This is a genomic window from Corynebacterium sp. MSK035 (assembly GCF_030232615.1).
GTDB lineage: Bacteria > Actinomycetota > Actinomycetes > Mycobacteriales > Mycobacteriaceae > Corynebacterium > Corynebacterium jeikeium_D.
In genome coordinates this window covers 40,071-58,790 of sequence record NZ_JASPJP010000003.1, presented here as the reverse complement: position 1 = coordinate 58,790, position 18,720 = coordinate 40,071, and the positions used below count along the sequence as shown (strand labels likewise).

The 18,720-nt window shown below is 57.1% G+C and carries 12 protein-coding genes; 1 reads left to right on the top strand and 11 read right to left on the bottom strand.

What is annotated here, in order from left to right:
• Positions 1–186: 186 nt before the first annotated feature.
• From QP978_RS02995 to dapB, 6 genes are all read right to left on the bottom strand, one after another.
• On the bottom strand, positions 187–3,483 hold the full coding sequence (locus tag QP978_RS02995) for a DNA translocase FtsK (RefSeq protein ID WP_049193034.1): 3,297 nt from the start codon (positions 3,481–3,483) through the stop codon (positions 187–189).
• A gap of 105 nt (positions 3,484–3,588) precedes the next feature.
• Entirely contained in the window at positions 3,589–4,206 is a 618-nt protein-coding gene (locus tag QP978_RS02990) for a TIGR03085 family metal-binding protein (protein WP_284856825.1), read from the bottom strand.
• 89 nt (positions 4,207–4,295) lie between these two features.
• Positions 4,296–6,377 carry a ribonuclease J gene (locus QP978_RS02985; RefSeq protein WP_049170842.1) on the bottom strand — a complete coding sequence of 694 codons (2,082 nt, stop codon included), beginning with the start codon at positions 6,375–6,377 and terminating at the stop codon, positions 4,296–4,298.
• Positions 6,377–7,282 carry a 4-hydroxy-tetrahydrodipicolinate synthase gene (dapA, locus tag QP978_RS02980; protein WP_049170841.1) on the bottom strand — a complete coding sequence of 302 codons (906 nt, stop codon included), beginning with the start codon at positions 7,280–7,282 and terminating at the stop codon, positions 6,377–6,379. The genes QP978_RS02985 and dapA overlap by 1 nt, the downstream gene beginning before the upstream one ends.
• A gap of 58 nt (positions 7,283–7,340) precedes the next feature.
• Entirely contained in the window at positions 7,341–8,093 is a 753-nt protein-coding gene (gene thyX, locus QP978_RS02975) for an FAD-dependent thymidylate synthase (RefSeq protein ID WP_049170838.1), read from the bottom strand.
• A 20-nt stretch (positions 8,094–8,113) separates the two neighbouring features.
• Entirely contained in the window at positions 8,114–8,896 is a 783-nt protein-coding gene (dapB, locus tag QP978_RS02970) for a 4-hydroxy-tetrahydrodipicolinate reductase (protein WP_284856823.1), read from the bottom strand.
• Positions 8,897–9,132: 236 nt separating this feature from the next.
• Here dapB and QP978_RS02965 point away from each other — a divergent pair, with 236 nt between their 5' ends.
• Complete coding sequence (locus QP978_RS02965; RefSeq protein ID WP_284856822.1) at positions 9,133–10,521, top strand: MDR family MFS transporter; 1,389 nt, start codon at positions 9,133–9,135, stop codon at positions 10,519–10,521.
• A 32-nt stretch (positions 10,522–10,553) separates the two neighbouring features.
• Here QP978_RS02965 and galK read toward each other — a convergent pair whose 3' ends face one another.
• The 5 genes from galK to QP978_RS02935 all read right to left on the bottom strand — a co-directional run bounded on the left by galK (position 10,554) and on the right by QP978_RS02935 (position 18,594).
• A complete protein-coding gene (galK, locus tag QP978_RS10880; RefSeq protein WP_502870672.1) occupies positions 10,554–12,965 on the bottom strand; it encodes a galactokinase in 2,412 nt (803 codons plus the stop codon).
• Positions 12,966–12,974: 9 nt separating this feature from the next.
• Complete coding sequence (locus tag QP978_RS02950) at positions 12,975–13,256, bottom strand: hypothetical protein (protein WP_049170832.1); 282 nt, start codon at positions 13,254–13,256, stop codon at positions 12,975–12,977.
• Positions 13,257–13,272: 16 nt separating this feature from the next.
• The gene (locus tag QP978_RS02945) at positions 13,273–14,934 is read right to left on the bottom strand and encodes a sodium:solute symporter family protein (RefSeq protein ID WP_172954607.1); all 1,662 of its coding nucleotides are present in this window, start codon (positions 14,932–14,934) and stop codon (positions 13,273–13,275) included.
• A gap of 278 nt (positions 14,935–15,212) precedes the next feature.
• Positions 15,213–16,169 carry an aldose 1-epimerase family protein gene (locus QP978_RS02940; RefSeq protein WP_049170826.1) on the bottom strand — a complete coding sequence of 319 codons (957 nt, stop codon included), beginning with the start codon at positions 16,167–16,169 and terminating at the stop codon, positions 15,213–15,215.
• Positions 16,170–16,326: 157 nt separating this feature from the next.
• Positions 16,327–18,594, bottom strand: a complete 2,268-nt coding sequence (locus QP978_RS02935; protein WP_048733516.1) for a polyribonucleotide nucleotidyltransferase — start codon at positions 18,592–18,594, stop codon at positions 16,327–16,329.
• Positions 18,595–18,720 lie beyond the last annotated feature (126 nt).

The window sequence follows — 18,720 nt, the reverse complement described above, 5'->3', positions numbered from 1 at the left end:
CTTCTGCCATAGTGGCAAAAGTGACGGCACCGGGATTCGATGTGCGCAAGACGAGTCTGTGCGTCCAATCCGTGCTGACGATAACCGTCACGGGCTAGCGGAAAACATCCACTTTTACCGGGGATACTCCCCTCCACGTGTGCCGACTATACACGCAATCAGAAACGGCGGTAAGGCTGGGTCGTCCTACGCCATAGACTGATTCGGATCAGCGTCGACTACGTTTACTTCTTCCTTAGGAGCATCCTCCGGGTTTGCGCCCTTGATCATCCACTTAATGGTTTCGAGCTCCTCTGGTTTGACCAGCACCTCACGTGCCTTAGATCCCTCTGACGGTCCAACCACTCCGCGAGTTTCCATCAGATCCATCAGTCGACCGGCCTTGGCGAAACCGACTCGCATCTTGCGCTGCAACATCGAGGTCGATCCGTGCTGTGCGGTGACCACCAGCTCGACTGCCTGAAGCAAATCTTCCAGGTCATCTCCGATATCGGGGTCAATGTTGCGCTCAGCCTCAGCACTCTTATCCTCCGTGACACCCTCGGTGTAATCCGGCTCGGCCTGCGCCTTAGCTGCATCGACTACTGCCTGAATCTCTTCGTCTGTGACGAAGGCCCCCTGAAGACGTCGCGGCTTGCCTGCACCCTGTGGGATGAACAGGCCATCGCCCATACCAATGAGCTTTTCAGCACCGCCCTGGTCAAGAATGACGCGGGAGTCCGTGAGCGACGAGGTAGCGAATGCCAGTCTCGATGGCACGTTCGTCTTAATCAAGCCGGTGACCACATCCACAGACGGACGCTGCGTAGCCAGCACCAAGTGGATACCGGCAGCACGGGCCTTTTGCGTGATGCGCACAATCGCATCTTCGATATCGCGGGGTGCGGTCATCATCAGGTCTGCCAACTCGTCAACGACACAGACAATGTACGGGTACGGACGGTACTCGCGCTCCGAGCCAAGTGGGGTCGTAATCTCACCGGACTTGACCTTACGGTTGAAGTCCTTGATGTGACGGACGCGGGCGGCCTTCATGTCCATGTAGCGCTGTTCCATCTCTTCAACCAGCCACTGCAGAGCCGCCGCGGCCTTCTTCGGCTGAGTGATGATTGGCGTAATCAGGTGAGGAATCCCCTCATATGGAGTCAGCTCGACCATCTTCGGGTCCACCAGAATCAGGCGGACATCCTCCGGGGTCGCACGAGTCAGCAGCGAAACCAACATCGAATTTACGAACGCGGACTTACCCGAACCGGTCGAACCGGCAACGAGAAGGTGCGGCATTTTCTGGATGGAGTGCGAGATAAACTCGCCCTCAATATCCTTACCGAGACCGATCAGCATCGGGTCATCGTTCGCAACGGTCTTGGGCGCGTTGAGTACGTCGGCAAGCCGAACCATCTCACGGTCGTTGTTCGGCACCTCGATACCAACGGCCGACTTTCCCGGAATCGGAGTCAGTAAGCGGACATTGTCGGTCGCTACCGCGTAGGCAATGTTGGACTGCAGGTTCGTGATCTTCGAGACCTTCACGCCCGGGCCAAGCTCGACCTCGTAGCGAGTCACCGTCGGACCGCGAGAGAAACCAGTCACCGCAGCATCGACCTTGAATTCTGCGAATACTTCAGTAATCGCCTCAATCATGCGGTCGTTCGTCGCCGTACGTGTCTTGGGACGCTCACCTGGAATCAACAAATTAGTCGATGGCAGGTGGTAGTCAGATTCCGGCGTGCGTGCCGACGAACCGGAAGTACCCTCGGCATCCTTTTCCAATTCAGACTTCGGAGTTGTGGCCGGAATCTTAGAGGCATCGATACCAGAACGAGCGGCAATGGCATCCATTGTGCGGCGGGTAGCCTCAGACACTGCATCCCGCGAATCATCGACAGACGACTCGCCCTGCGGCGCGCTCGCCGGCTCTACGGCCTCAGGTTGAACAGCGGGCTGTTTCGGAGCTCGGGAATCGGAAACACAATTCCGTTCGCTGTTATTAGCTGCAGCAGCCTCCTGCGTCGGGTACTCGGAGTACTCGTCATAATCCTCGTCGACAGCGTGGTAGTTCGTGCCCCCGACAGCTGGAATAGTCGATTCTGTCTCAGCGGTGTCGCGATGTACTGCATCCGACTGAGCTTCCTCCACGTACTCAGCTGCCGGAAACGCCGGCTCCACTGGGGAAACTCGATTGGAGTGCGGTGCCCCATTCCGGACATCGAACACTGTGGTCTTTGCCGAATCGTAGTCGACATCCTCAACCTGACGGGCACGTCGCGGAGCCTGTCGGTTCCTCTGCGGCTCTTCGTCCAAAAGATCGTAGAGGTTACCGTCAGTATCCGGTTCGTCGTAAGGCGCGGGTTCGGGTGCGGATATACGGCTATCCGCGCCACGGCGGGACGCTCGGTAAGCAGGGCGACCGGTCGAACGAGACGAGGAATGTTGCGTGCGGCTGCTGTGGCTTGGGCGACGCTCAATTAGCTGCGTCGGCTGGTCAAAGTCCTCATCGGCATATGCGGTATCGGAATCCCAGCTCGCACGACGTTCCAGCATGTCATCGACATTGCCGTAGGGATCGTCCGATTCCGGCTCGTCGCCGGCACGACGCGAAGACCACTCGGAAAAGTTGAAGTATTCCTTAGTGGCATCGATAAGCTGGCGCACCGTCGCGCCAGAGAGCACCAGAGCGCCGTAAAAAACGATACCCAGCAACAAAACCACGGCGACCCACGAGGTAAACCCGGCTGCTAGCGGCGAACCGATATAACCACCAATTGCGCCACCAGCTGCACGTCGCCCCTGCCAGTCCGCAGGACGACCCGAGCCGATATGCACAATTGCGAGCAGCCCCACCACGATCAGCGAAGCTCCAGTGATGGTAGGTGTCAGACGTTCACGGCGCGGCATAGCATCCAGCATCATTAATACGGAAACAACACCGAGCAGCACCGGAAGTACAAAAGCGCCGATACCAATGAGCGTGCGCACTGCCGTTTCAATGAACTCCCCCACTGGCCCTGCCAGGTGGAACCATGTCGAGCCAGCGAGCACAATCGCCAACGCCAGCACGAGTAGTGCGAGGCCATCCTTCGATCCCGGTTCGCCACCCTCATCGAAGTCTGCGTCGAACTCGTCAGCTGGCACGGAGGCCGGTGCCGGCGGTTCAATTACATCGTCATAGCCGCTAGCTGCTTTACGACGCTTCCTACGGGGCTTCGTCGAAAAATCGGCGTCTCTTTCGCGCCGCGACATATTCTCCTCTTCGTTTCGCTTATTTTTGCGACCGCTGACCCGCCGGGCAAGACCGGCCACGCCGCGGGCAGTTTCAGTCCAGGCGCTGGCCAAGCTATTGGCCACGAACGACATGGCGCTAGGAGTGCGCTCGAATTCCTCCGTGGCGCTGTGCACGGGGTATCGCCGCGTGGCATCTGTCTCCGCAGAGCGGGAAGATCCACGACGATTGTCAGTTCTGGTTCGGCTGGTCGCAGACATGACCATTACCTTACAGCTAACACCGGATCGTTTTCACATTAGTCACACGCGTGTCATTGTTTAACAGGCGTGCTGTCGCGACCGTCCAGAACTGAGAACGTGATTTTAAAGACTGTTGCGCTTGATGCCCGATTCGTCACCGTCGATGGTGACGCGTACCTCGTCACGGCCATAGAGCCACAGCACCAGTTCCCCGACGCTTCCGCGGACAGTCACAACTGGAGCACCTTTAGCACTGTTGTCGATTAGGGTCACCGCAACTCCGTCGTCACGCATTAGCACCACGGTCGAGGTCGAACCGCGCAACATCATACGGCCGGCAGTAGTGACCAGACGCCACAGGTCCGACACTCCGGAGGGCGGCAGCTGACGAACGGTCCAGCCTTCCTGGGCACGACGGACATCCTCGTGATGGACGAAGTTCTCCGCAGCGTTGACGTAGCGGTCTGCCCAGTTCATTGGATTCCATCGCGGAGCACCACTACCCCACTTCCCCACCACTTCGACGTAGGGCATTCGATTGACCTCAGCGGTAACAGCATCGAGGCGGTCCGAAAGCGCCTTGACGAACATCCCGCCCGCGGCATCCAGACGGTTTTCACGAATGTACAGGTGGTTGGCAAGATCCCGGGTCGTCCACCCCTCGCACAAGGTCGGGGCGTCGGGGCCGACGCTGAGCAGTAGATTAGCTAGGTCTTCACGTTCCCGTTCAGCAAGAGTCATAGCTCCAGCCTAGACCAGGCACGGAGAAGCCCGCATCCACACGGTTGTAGGTGGATGCGGGCTCTTACGCTAAAAGACGCTCTAGAAATTTAGATACTTTCGCGCGACTCCTGGATTTCCTCATCGGTAACCTCTTCGGCTGCCTCAGAGGACATCGGCACGATTGTCGGAACAACCATCGGGCTGCGACGCCACTTCTGGTTAATGACACGCTCGGTGCGGCGACGAACTTCCTGAGCCATACGGTACGGGTTGTTCTCGCCACTGCCAGCCAGGTCAAAGAGAGTATCGTCAACGACCTGCTCGACGGTTTCGAGCACTTCCTTGGCGTCGTCCGAGTAACCGCGAGCCTGAGCCCGTGGCTTCTCCAACGGGCGGCCAGTGCGGTTATCAATGACGGCTGTGACGGTGATAAGACCACCTTCACGCATTTCAGCACGGTCTGCCAGCACGTCAGCGTCGACGTCACCCATGGTGACGCCATCGACGTAGAGGTTACCGACCGGAACCTGGCCAACTACACGAGCGCGGCCATCAACGAGGTCGACTACCACACCGTTCTGAGCCAGGACAACGTTCTCTGGCTTCACGCCAGTGGACACAGCCAGCTCCTTGTTGGCACGGAGGTGGCGCCACTCACCGTGAATCGGCATGACGTTCGACGGACGAGCTGCGTTGTAGAGGAACAGCAGCTCGCCGGCAAAGCCGTGACCGGAGGTGTGAACCTTCGCATCCTTACCGGTGATAACCGTGGCACCAATTTGGGCCAGCATGTTGATAACGCCGAAGACTGCCTCTTCGTTACCGGGTACCAGCGAAGAACTGAGGATAATCAGGTCGCCATCACGGACGGTGATCTGACGGTGCTCACGGCGGGCCATGCGAGACAGCGCAGCCATTGGCTCACCCTGCGTACCGGTAGTCACCAGCACGACCTTGTGGGGCGCCATGCGAGCGGCCTCGTTCATTTCCACAATGGTATTTTCCGGAGCGGTCAGCAGCCCCAATTCCTGCGCGATGCGCATGTTGCGAATCATAGAGCGACCGTTGAAGGCAACCTTGCGGCCAGCCTTAACAGCTGCGTCGATGACCGCCTGCACGCGGTAAACATTCGATGCGAAGGCCGCGACGATAACGCGCTGCTTGGCATCCATAATCAGACGGCGCAGAGTTGGAGCCAGCTCCGCCTCGGATCCCGAGAAGCCCGGAATCGTAGCGTTGGTGGACTCACACAAGAAGAGGTCGATTCCCTCATCACCGTAGCGGCTCAGCGCCGGCAGGTCAGTCGGCTTTCCGTCCGGCGGGGTCTGATCCATCTTCACGTCACCGGTGTGGACGACCATGCCGGCTCCGGTCTTAATGACGATGCCAAGGCACTCCGGAATCGAGTGGTTGACATTGAAGAAACGCAGATCGAACGGGCCACGCTGAATGTGGCTGGTGTCGTTGACCTCGATGACCTTCGGGCGCTGACGGTGTTCCTGTGTCTTGGCCTGAATCAGTGCCAGGGTAAAGCGAGAAGCAATAATCGGGATGTCCGCGCGCTGCTTGAGCAACCAAGGGATAGCACCGATGTGGTCCTCGTGACCGTGGGTGACCACGAGAGCTTCCACGCGATCCCACTTGTCTTCCATGTAGGAGAAGTCAGGCAGGATCAGGTCAACACCCGGCTCATCCGAGCTCGGGAACAGCACGCCGCAGTCGACGATGATCAGGCGGTTCTTGTACTCCAACACGGTCATATTGCGACCGATTTCGGAAATACCGCCCAGTGCAACCACGCGCAGGCCGTCCTTGGGGGCCTTCGGCGGTGCAGGAAGACGCTGGGTCAAGTCCGCACCCTGCATCGACTGGACTACGTTACGACGGTTGCCACCGCGTCCGCCACGGCCACCCCTCGAACTATTTCCGCGATTACCTCCACGGCCACCGCGACCACCGCGGGAACCGCGGTTGGAAGAATTCGAGGAACCTTGGGACTTCTTAGCGTTACCGGAGTTCTTACGCTCACCGGAACGCTGCGAGGACTTCGAGCCGTTGGATTTAGCTCCACCCTTGTCGGAACCCTTGGATGCAGAGTTATTGGACTGCTCTGCTGCAGCCACGTCGGACTCGGAAGGCGGACCAGCCTTACGAGTTACCTTGCGGGCGCGATTGCGTCCTTCAGCCACTACAGAACACCTGCCTTCCGCATAGCTTCTTCAAGCACCTCAAGCTGCTGGTCATTTGCTGCAATTTGCGGCAAGCGTGGATCTCCTATCTCAATGCCCTGCAGACGCAGAGCGGATTTAGCAAAACTTACACCGCCAAGTGCAGCCTGAGCGGCAAACAGCGGAGTCATCTTCGCGTGGGCAGCCTGCGCACCAGCAAGGTCTCCCTTGTCAAAGCAAGAGCGCACCTCAGCCAGCAGCTGCGGGGCTGCATGTCCAATAACGGAAATAAACCCGGTGGCGCCAATAGACAGCCACGGAAGGTTCAGCACATCGTCACCGGAGTACCACGCCAAATCAGTATTAGCGATAATGCCGGCGGCAGCTCCCAAATCCCCCTTGGCGTCCTTAACAGCCTGGATTCTCGGGTGCTCCGCCAACCGGTAAATGGTATCAACTTCAATCGGAATAACCGAACGCGGTGGAATGTCATACAGACACACCGGCGCCTCGGTTGCGTCAGCCACTGCCGTAAAGTGACGGTACAGCCCCTCCTGGGACGGCTTGGAGTAATACGGCGTGACGACGAGCAGCGCATCCGCGCCCGCCTCCACAGAAGCCTTTGCCAGCTCGATGGACCCGGCCGTGTCATTGGTGCCGGCACCGGCCACGAGCTTAACCTCGTCACCCATCTCTGCACGGACAGCTCGGAGAAGCTCAAGCTTTTCCTCAACCGTCGTAGTAGGCGACTCGCCGGTAGTACCGGCCAGAATGAGTGCATCGCAGCCACCGTCTACAAGATGACCAGCGAGCTGCACACCCGCCTTGACATCGAGGTTTCCGTCCTTATCAAAAGGGGTCACCATAGCTACGGCGACGGTGCCGAAAATGTCAGCACCGCGAGTTGACGCAATTCCTGTGCTCATTGTTGACTACCTTTTCTTAAAAATCTCAATCGACTATATCTTCACACTGTACGTGCGATTACCCCTCGAAGGCGTAAGGACTCGACGCGACGACCGACCCATCCTTCAGAGTGTTAATCTCAAAATCCCCAAAAGCAACAGGAGCACAGCGCTGCAGCTCCCGCAGGCAAGCCACTGCCAACTCCCGAATTTCAGCATCGGCATGCTCAGTCGCACGCATCGAAATGAAGTGGCGCCAAGACCGGAAATTACCAGTAACCACGATTCGAGTTTCGGTGGCATTGGGCAAAACCGCCCGGGCTGCCTGGCGTGCCTGCTTTCGCCGCAAGATAGCGTTGGGCTCGTCGGCCCACTTCTCTTCCAGTGCGTCTAATAACTCACCATAGGCGAAACGGGACTGATCAACCGCGCTTTCGAAAACTCGCAACAGATCCGGGTCCTCCGCAATTGCGGGAGGAACCACAACATTGTTGGAACTGGCCGGCACAAACCGCTGCGACAACTGCGAAAAGGAAAAGTGGCGGTGCCGTGTGAGTTCATGTGCACACGAGCGCGACAGCCCACGAACATAGATGCTTGCACTTGCGTGTTCAAAAAGTGAGGTGTGGCCTACCTCAAGCACATGTCGCAGATATCCCCTATTCGTCGCCGTTCGTGGATTGGGCTTGTCCCACGTTTCATAACAAGCCCTGCCGGAGAACTCAATCAATGCTTCCCCACCATCGGCATCGGTATCAAAGTCGATGTCCTCCGGCGGGAAGAAGTTGGTCGCGGCGATTAGCTGCGCCTTGAGAGTGACATTTTCAGACATTTTCAGTTAACTCCCGGCCATTAAAGTCCCAGGAACGGCTCCAGTCCCACAGTCAGGCCCGGAAAATCCTCAATCTTGCGCACACCCAGCAGAACGCCTGGTACGAAGCTGGTGCGCGAGTAGGAGTCCTGCTTGATGGTGAGCGACTGCCCTTCTGCACCAAAGATAACGGTCTCGTGAGCCACCGAACCGGTCATACGGACTGCGTGCACCGGAATGCCCTCGACCTCAGCACCGCGAGCACCATCGAGAGTTTGCTCAGTGGCGTCCGGCTGCTCCCCCATGCCGGCTTCCTTGCGAGCACGAGCAATAGCCTCAGCAGTGTGGATAGCGGTGCCCGAGGGGGCATCCTTCTTAAAAGGGTGGTGCATTTCGATAACTTCAGCGGAATCGAAGTACGGAGCGGCTAGCTCCGCCATCTTCATCGTCAGTACCGCGGAGATTGCGAAGTTCGGTGCAATAAGAACATTGGCCTCACCGTCGGCGTCGTCAAGCCAGCGCTGCACCTGATCGAGGCGCTCCTTGGTAAAGCCCGTAGTACCCACGACGGCGTTGATGCCATTCTTAATGCAGAACTCAAGATTGCCCATCACAGCGTCGGGCTGAGTAAAGTCAACAATGGTCTGCACACCAGCGGTGACAAGTTCATTCAGGTCATCGCCAGAGTCGAGACCCGCTGCCAGCTCCAAATCGTCGGCGGCTTCAACTGCCTCGCAGATGGTGGACCCTACCTTGCCCTTGGCGCCAAGTACGCCGACCTTGATATTGCTCACAGCTCTCTTGTCCTTTCCCAACGGGTTCATCTCTATCCCTTACCTTAGAATGTGTTGGGCAACTTGTGTGCCAATGCCCCCGTCGGCTTTGCCGTTTTGTCGGCTTACGATGGGGATTTTCTTGCGCTAAGCCGCAACATCTTAGAAAATTACTTATTTCAGTACCTATATCTAGAAAGTGACTTCTCTTGGTTTCTGAATCTGAAGATTCCGAATTGAGCCCAAGTTCGGAAGCAGCACAGGCCAAAGCGCCGAAAAACGCTTACATGGCCATTTATGTGCTACTAGCTGCGGCATTCATGGCTATCTTGAACGAGACGGTCATGAGTGTCGCAATTCCCGTCATCAAGGCGGACCTCGGAATCAGCGCAGCTACCGCAGGCTGGCTGACAACATCGTTCCTACTGACCATGGCAGTTGTCATTCCGGTCACTGGATTTCTCATTTCGGCAGTGCCGTTCCGCATTCTTTTCGCGGTCAGTCAAGGACTATTCGTCGTGGGCACTCTCATCGGTGCTTTCGCGCCAAACTTCGCGATCGTTCTGCTCGCACGCATTGTCCAAGCGTCCGGTACCGCAGTGCTGCTGCCGCTGCTGATGACCACGGTGCTCAACGTAGTACCGGAGCATGAGCGCGGGCGCATGATGGGACGAATGAGCGTGGTCATCGCTGTCGCGCCTGCTATCGGACCGACCATCTCCGGTCTCATTCTGGAGATTGCCAATAACAATTGGCATGCGCTTTTCGACACGATGTTGCCACTCGGCCTAATTGTGCTGGTAGTGGGTGTCATTCTCGTTCCCAATATTGAGGAAAACTCCGCGAAGTCCATCGATATCCTCTCGGTGTTCCTCAGTGCCGGCGCATTCGGTCCGCTGGTGTACGCGCTGAGCCGCGTGGGCGCAGAGTTTTCGCTTATCGACGGAATCCTGTGCGCAGTCGGCATCGTGCTGTTGGTGTTCTTCATCATGCGCCAGCGCCGTTTGGCACCGCACAACCGAGCTCTGCTGGATCTTCGAACCTTCCGCACAAAGAGCTTTAGGCTGTCCACAATCATTCTGACCATTGGTTTCATGCTGATGTTCGGTGTGATCATCATTTTGCCGCTCTACCTCAATCTGCGAGGTGTCGACGTCAAGACTATTGGTGTGATTGTGATGCCTGGTCCACTGGTTATGGGCCTTATGGGACCGGCTGTCGGCCGGCTCTTTGACAGCTATGGTCCGCGCCCACTGGCAATTCCCGGCTCCATTGTCCTTGCCCTCGGTCTTTTCGGGCTCGGCTTCATCTCAGCATCGACTCCGCTATGGTGGATTGTCGCCTGCCACATCGTCCTTGAGATTGGCCTGGGGCTGCTGTTTACTCCGCTGTTCACATTCGGTCTTGGTGATCTTCCGAAGCGCCTCTACCCGGATGGTTCAGCAATCATGAACACGCTACAGCAGGTTGCCGGCGCTGTCGGTACCGCACTGTTTGTGGCGCTGTCAGCTGTTATTGCCACTGGCCTGTCCGGCACTGGTGCAGCAGCTCCTGCCGCCGACGACTTGATTCGTGGCTATAGCATTGCGATGTTTACCGCCGCGGGATTTGCCGTGGTGCTAATCTTCCTCACCACGCTGCTCAAGCCGCAGCGGAAGAAGATTGCATTACAGTAGCCCCCCCCCCAAGACCGGGGGGGGAATACCGCCTAAACTAGGCGGCTTGCTCCCGGCCCGGGATTTCCAACGAAAAACTCCGGTTCCGGCATTCCTCTGTCACGGAAGGCCGACGCAACTGCATTCGCTGCAGCACTGACACGGTCGTGTGGCAGCAGCGCAATGGCACTGCCGCCAAAGCCACCGCCAGTCATTCGGGCACCAAGCGCCCCCTGCTCAAGCGCTACGTCCACAGCAAGATCCAGCTCTGGACAGGAAACTTCGTAGTCATTCCTCAGCGAAAGATGGCTTGCCACCATCAACGTGCCAAAGGCCTCGAAGTCCCCCTCGGAAAGCTTTTCAATCGCCTGTGCCGTCCGGTCAATTTCGGTAACAACGTGACGTACTCGGCGCGCCACGGTATCAACCCATTGATCCCTATCTGCCTCAGCTGGGACGTTCTCCTTCGCCCAATTGATAGCAGCACCAACTGCATCATCCAGACCGCGGAAATCAGATACCCCAAGACCATTTGTCACGGCATCGATGATTCCGCGACGCGTCGCATACTGACCATCCGAGAGACTATGCCGAACGTTGGTGTTGATTACCAAAACCTCTAGGTCCTCGTCTGCGAAAGCAGCCTTTACAAGCTGGTCAGAACTCTTCGCAAAATCAATCACCAGTGCGTGGTTTTCCTTGCCCTTGATGGAAATACGCTGATCCAGACCGCCGGTAGAGGCACCAATGACCTCATTTTCTGCGCGGATAGCCGCCTCAACAATTCCCTGCTGCTCTTCATCGTTTGGTGCGCGCCCGTGGACGAGCTCAAAGGCTGCAACGCCGACAGAACACTCCAGAGCGGCGGAGCTGGAGAGCCCGGAACCGATCGGAACATCGGAGGAAATCGCAATGTCAAGGCTTGGACAATCCGCGGGCAACAGCCCTGCCTCACGCATAGCCCAGATAGTGCCAACTGCGTATCCCGTCCAATTTGCAGGAGAGTTCGGACCGACATCGGACATTGCGATAGCAACCGGCTTGTCACCGTCTGCGGCGTCGTCCTTGTCCATCAAGTCCGAAACAACTCGCACTGTCCACGAGTCACCAGCAGCCTGGGCACCCACCGCTGCGAAAGTACTCTGTGCCAACGCGAATGGCAGACAGATACCACCGGCATAATCGACATGCTCGCCAATCAGGTTGACTCTGCCTGGGGCGCGGAAGACGCCCTGTGGTTCCGAACCGAAACTGCGGCGGAATTGCTCAGTTACGTCAGATACCGCCTGTTTATGGGAGCGAGTGGGAAGCCAGCGAGTCTGGCCAACTTCCCGGAAGCGGTCAGCGATTGCCTCCGGGGTCGTGTCCGAAATCCAGGCTCCTTGCCCGGACTCTGAACCCGCGAGGAACTTCATGCGTCCTGCAGAGCGCATCATGGAATAGAGCTGCAGGTGGAGGCGGCCAAACTGGTGATCCTCGCCTACCGGAGCTTGGTTCCATGCTGCGATGTACGGCGTTTTGTCGATGCCGGAGAAGAATCGGTCAATACGTCGCAGCAGGTCAAGGTACATTGCTGTCAGTTCGTCCTTCTCCGCATCGGTCAGCTCCTGAAAACTACCGACAGCGCGGTTAGCCATAATCATGACTTCGACTGGCCACTTAGCTGCAGCTGGGACGAATGCGGTGAAGTACTCCCCTTCTGCGATGATCCGTCGACCTGAAGCCTTTTCGGCCTCCAGGACATCCTCAAAGAGGTCACGACCGGTGGTTTCGAAGTGGGCTTTCGCGCGTGAAACAATGGCTGCCGCACGTGGGGGCAGATACGGGTACGAGTAAATCTGCCCATGAGGATGCTGCAGCGTTACCCCAATTTCCTTGCCCCTGTTTTCAAAGGGGAACACCAACCTCACACCTTCGAGCTTGCTGAGTTCCGCAGTGCGGTGCGCCCACGCTTCAATAACGGTGCGAGCACGAGTAAAGGTCAGATCCCGGAAGGAGTCCGAAACATTCGGGGTAAAGCAGACAACCTCGCACCGAGCCAAGGCCGGCTTCCGCGGGAAAATCTCGGCGCCGTCGACAGTTTGGGCAAAGTCATCCGGAACTTCCATGTGCATGGAAAGCGAAGGGAAGCGGTTTTCAAAAACCACCACGTCGTAGTCACTGGCAGGCACCTCTGTGGGAAGTTGTTCCGGCAGCGTCGGAGCTAGTGGGTTCTCACCAGCAGGAGGCATAAAGGTGCGGTTCATGCGGTGCGCCGCGTAGCAGTACCAATCACCTGTCAGCGGATCTTGGCGCAGCTCCGACTCCGTAATCGCCTGTGGCAAATCACGTTCGTCGGTTAACTTTCGAGTCTTTTTGCCCGAGACATAGTCCGGTTCATCGTCGAAGTAGATTAGCTCGCGACCGTCGGCAAGCGTAGTGCGCGTTACCGAAAAAGCGTGAGAAGGCTGGTCATCGGTTGTCATTTTTACTCCTTATGATTCTTCGACAACCGTTGGGCGCAGTTTTGCCCAGGCATAGAAAACGATTGCAAAGAGAAGCAGGGCTATGCCGCTGTACAGGTTATACATCGGCTCTTTGGCAACACTGGTCTCCGGGTTAACTCCAGGATCGAGGAACAGCCACGACAGCAGCAAAATGATGCCGTAAAGACCAAGCAGCGCCCCAATGACATTGCGAATGTCAAAGGCACCTGCTTTCTTATTACCGGTGCTGATAGTCGCTTCTACAGTTGAATTGTTGTGTGTCCGTGACATGATTTCTCACTAGCTCCTATGCGAAAACGATGTTAAGAACTACGGCCATCACCAGGCACAAAATACCCAGCGGAACAGTTCGCTGTAACAATGGCAGCTCTGCCTCAGCAGCGTCTGTGAAGTGAGCCTTCGGCGTGACGGACTTGACGAAGCCCACCAGCTCCTCATCGGGTTTCGGCGTTGTCATGAGCGAAACGACCACAGCCACCACAATATCGACGACGAATGCCACGGAGGCGGCAGCGAACGCAGTGCCTTGCCCCGGCAGCTCAAAGATGGTTGCGCTTGCCGACGTGAACTCGGAGATGTACCAGTACAAAATCGCAGCACCCGTTCCTGCGAGCAGAGACGTCCAACCTGCTGTCGGCGTCATGCGCTTCCAGAACATACCGATAAGGAAGGTAGCGAACAACGGTGCGTTGAAGAAGCCGAATAGCGTCTGCAGGTAGTCCATGACGTTGCCGAAATTATCGGCAATCAATGCGGTGAACACTGCGATGCCGGTCGCGCCAATGGTAGCGATACGACCAACCTTGAGGTAGTAATCATCTGCTCGATTTTTGACGACGTAGGTCTGCCAAATGTCGTAGCTAAAGACTGTGTTGAACGCGGAGATATTCGCCGCCATACCTGCCATAAAGGCTGCTAGTAGCCCTGCAATAGCGATGCCCAGCAGGCCGTTGGGAAGCAAATCTCTCATTAGGTACAGAATTGCGTCGTTAGGCTTGGCAGTCTGATCCATGATGGGTGCGACAGTCGCGCCGGCGATCATGCCCGGCAGCACCACGATGAACGGAATGAACATCTTTGGAAACGCGCCGATAATTGGAGTCTTGCGTGCGGCCGACAGCGAATCGGCTGCCATGGATCGCTGAACCTCCACGAAGTTCGTTGTCCAATAGCCAAAGGACAGCACGAATCCCAAACCGAATACCAATCCGATGACTGAAACTACCGGGTTGTCAAAACCAGAAATATCCGTGCCCGGCCAGGTGTGGAAGTGCGATTCAGTGGCAACTTTTTCCTTAAGCCCCGACCAGCCGCCGACGCTGTGCAGACCGATTAGAGTCAGTGGCATTAGAGCTGCGACAATCACGAAGAACTGAAGTACCTCGTTGTAAATCGCTGCGGACAGTCCGCCCAACGTGATGTAGGACAGCACAATGACTGCAGCGACGACCAATGTCAGCCACAGTGGCCAGCCGAGTAGCGCATTGACCACTTTGGCCAGCAGCAAAAGGTTGATACCCGCGATGAGCAGCTGCGCGACGGCGAATGAAATCGCGTTGACAAGGTGCGCTCCGGGACCAAAACGACGCAGCATGAATTCTGGTACTGAGCGAACCTTGGAGCCATAGTAAAAGGGCATCATGACAATGCCCAGGAACACCATGGCGGGAACCGCACCAATCCAGAAGTAGTGCATGGTCTGGAAACCGTATTCCACACCATTTGCGGACATACCGACGATTTCCACTGCGCCTAGGTTGGCTGAGACGAACGCCAACCCTGTCACCCAAGCCGGCAGTGAGCGCCCAGAGAGGAAGAAGTCAATGGAGCTGGACACTTTGGCTCGTGCAGCCCAGCCAATGCCTAGGACGAATAGGAAGTATAGGGCAACAATGGAGTAATCCACCCATGATGCCTCGAGCCGTAGGGCTGATTGCGCCACTATCACGACGGCCTCCTCACAATTAGGGAGTCAAAACGTATTCAGGAAATGCACGAATTGGGATTTCTTTTTCTCGGCACCTGGCTGGTGCACGCCCATCAAGGCCGTGAAAGTGGCTCGACCTACCCCGAAGTGTGGGGCCAGATAGCCACTATCCGGAACAAAAGGAAGACCTATTCTTTTACATTCGTCCCCAAGTGTATTTTCCATTCTTAATTCCAGGTGAATTAATTAAGAAGGTTTTAACCCGATTGAGGGGGCTGCACTCTTCTGCGCTGGGAAAACTATTTTCCGCCCGTTTCCGCGCGCAGTCCCATGGCAAGAGTTGTTGTCTCTCCAGCCTGAACTCGCAGCAAACCGGTACCGGAGCGTAGCGCATCCGGCGGACATGTCATTGGCTCCACCGCAATCGCATTCCCGTGCCCAGGAAATCCTTCTCGTCGTCCAGCGTCGGCAACATAGACCTGGAAGAAGCGGAATTCATCATCGGCCCAGAGCACAGCACCCTTGCCATTTGGTCCAACCAAATGTGCTTCACGACGGCACGGTGAGTGACTCCCCGCTGCCTCCGCGGCAGCAAAGAAGCAGTGATCCAGCCACAGTCCATCCAGGGATACCCCCTCTCGAAGGCTGGGAACCACTGTCTCCGCTGGCACCGCTGGGCCGGCGGGCAAGTTTCGAATTGGCTCCAGTGGCAGGTTGTTATCAACGGGCAACCGTAGTGTGCAACTGCCGAAGTCAGCGCCCAACGCGCTTAAATAGGGATGCCAGCCCAGACCAAACGGGCACTCCCTATCGCTGCGATTATGCACTGTGAACTCCGCCGATAGGCCATCTGCAGACGTGACTTGCCAGCGCACGGTCATACCGAGTTCCCAAGGCCAGCCCGGTTGCGGCTCAACTTCCACGCCCAAGGTGACGCTGCTGTCATCAGAATCGACCACAGACCAAACGCGATCTGCAACAAATCCGTGAATAGCATTCGCCCGGGACGGCTCCGAAATATCTAGTCGATGGACTTCCCCATCAAAGATGAATACTCCGTCAGCGACCCTGTTCGGCCACGGAGCCAGGAGCGTACCTGCGGACAACGGTGGATTGAACCCTTTGGGATAGTCAGTCAGCAGTGGCAGGCCACAGTACTCCAGTGATCTCGGTCCACCACCGAACTGGGAAATACTTGCGACATAGCCACCGGCCGCAATGTCGATGAATTCATGATCGTGCGCGACAAGTTGCATGCGCAAATTACCTTCCACGTGGGTTCGAAAATTAATCCCTTCGAAACCCGAGATTAACCCAAAACAAAAGCGCGGTTAGGTCAATTTGTGACCTAACCGCGCCATCGCTACACGCGTTGTTGGAGGCTACCTAAAGCACATCCTCCGTCGCCAAGCATTAATCGTCTTCGACCGGAACCAGCGAGATCTTGCCGCGGTTGTCGATATCAGCGATTTCGACCTGAATCTTGTCGCCGACATTGATGACATCCTCGACCTTCTCGATGCGCTTGTCGCCACCGAGCTTGGAGATGTGGATCAGACCGTCACGGCCCGGAGTCAGGGAGACAAAAGCACCGAAAGCGACAGTCTTCACGACAGTGCCCAGGTAGCGTTCGCCGACCTTCGGCAGCTGCGGGTTAGCAATGGCATTAATCTGCTCGATTGCAGCGTCCGCGGCCTTACCGGAAGTTGCCGAGACAAATACGGTGCCGTCGTCCTCGATAGAGATATCAGCACCGGTTTCCTCGGTGATGCCGTTGATGGTCTTGCCCTTCGGACCGATGAGCTCACCGATCTTCGAAGCCGGAACCTTAACGGTGGTGATCTTCGGAGCGAGACCACTCATCTCGTCCGGAGACTCGATGACCTCAGCCATGGTGGACAGGATGGCCAGACGTGCATCACGAGCCTGGGACAGAGCATCGGCCAGAACCTTCGACGGAATACCGTCGAGCTTGGTGTCCAGCTGCAGTGCGGTAATGAAGTCCGCAGTACCAGCGACCTTGAAGTCCATGTCACCGAATGCGTCTTCGGCACCGAGAATATCGGTCAGTGCGACGAAGCGGTTCTCACCGTCAACCTCGCCGGAAACCAGGCCCATGGCGATACCGGCAACCGGAGCCTTCAGCGGCACACCGGCGTTGTACAGCGACAGAGTCGAAGCACAGACCGAGCCCATGGAGGTCGAACCATTGGATCCAAGAGCCTCGGAGACCTGGCGAATGGTGTACGGGAATTCCTCGCGGGACGGCACGACCGGCAGCAGAGCGCGCTCAGCCAGTGCCCCGTGACCAATCTCGCGGCGCTTCGGAGAGCCAACACGACCGGTCTCGCCGGTGGAGTACGGCGGGAAGTTGTAGTGGTGGATGTAGCGCTTGGAGGTAACAGGAGTCAGCGAGTCAATCTGCTGCTCCATCTTCAGCATATCCAAAGTGGTGACACCCAGAATCTGGGTCTCGCCGCGCTCAAACAGCGAAGAGCCGTGGGCACGCGGAATCAGACCGACCTCAACGCCCAGGTCACGAATGTCGGTGACACCGCGACCATCGATGCGGAAGCCCTCAGCCAGAATCTTCTCACGGACAATCTGCTTCATCACTGCGTTGTATGCAGCGCGAATCTGCTTAGATGCAGCTTGCTCGTCGACATCATCGGATACGAAGCGCTCCAGCAGCTGCCCCTCGACGTCCTCCATGTACTCATTGGTGGCGTCATCTCGTTCCTGCTTACCCGGAATGGTGAGCAGCTTGGCCAGCTTCTTAGCGGACTTCTTCTCGACTGCGTTAAAAATCTCATCGCTGTATGCCGGGAACAGCGGGAACTCCTGCGTTTCCTTCGCTGCGCGCTCAGCCAGACCCTTCTGTGCCTCACACAGAACCTTGATGTGCGGCTTTGCTGCCTCGAGGCCAGCGGCGACGATGTCCTCGGTCGGCGCCGGTGCACCGTCAGCAATACGCTTGACGACGGTCTCCCCTGCTCCGGCCTCCACCATCATGATGGCGACATCTTCGACGTTCTTGCCGCGACGCTTGCGGGTGACGATACGGCCAGCGACGACCATCTCGAACAGAGCCTGCTCGTGCTGCTCCTCGGTCGGGAAAGCGACCCATGCACCCTCTGGGTGCTTGTCATCAGCAACAAGCGCGATGCGGACGCCACCGACAGCGCCGGAGACCGGCAGCCCGGAAAGCTGAGTTGCAGCTGACGCGCCGTTGATTGCGACAACGTCGTAACGGTCCTTCGGATCCCAGGACATGACGGTGACAACAACCTGTACCTCGTTGCGCAGGCCCTTGACGAAGGTCGGACGCAGCGGACGGTCAATCAGACGACATGCCAGGATGGCATCGGTAGACGGGCGGCCCTCACGGCGGAAGAACGAACCCGGAATCTTGCCCGCAGCGTACATACGCTCTTCAACGTCGACGGTCAGCGGGAAGAAATCAAAGCCCTCGCGGGGCTGGTTGGAAGCGGTGACGGTGGACAGGAGCATGGTCTCCTCGTCCAAGTAGGTGGTCACCGAACCATCGGCCTGACGAGCCAGCTGGCCCGTTTCAAAGCGAATGGTGCGGGTGCCGAAATCACCATTGTCGATGGTGGCAACGGCCTCGGTAATACCGAAATCCTCATCAAAGAAAAATTCAACAGCCTTGCTGTTGGCCATAGGTTTCTTACTCCTAGAAATAGCGGCGATCATCGATGTCGCCTGTAAAAGATCGAATGAACTTCGTTTGCGTCACGCATTCTACCAGCTAACGCGGAAAGTTCTCGTATTGGACGGATCGGAGAT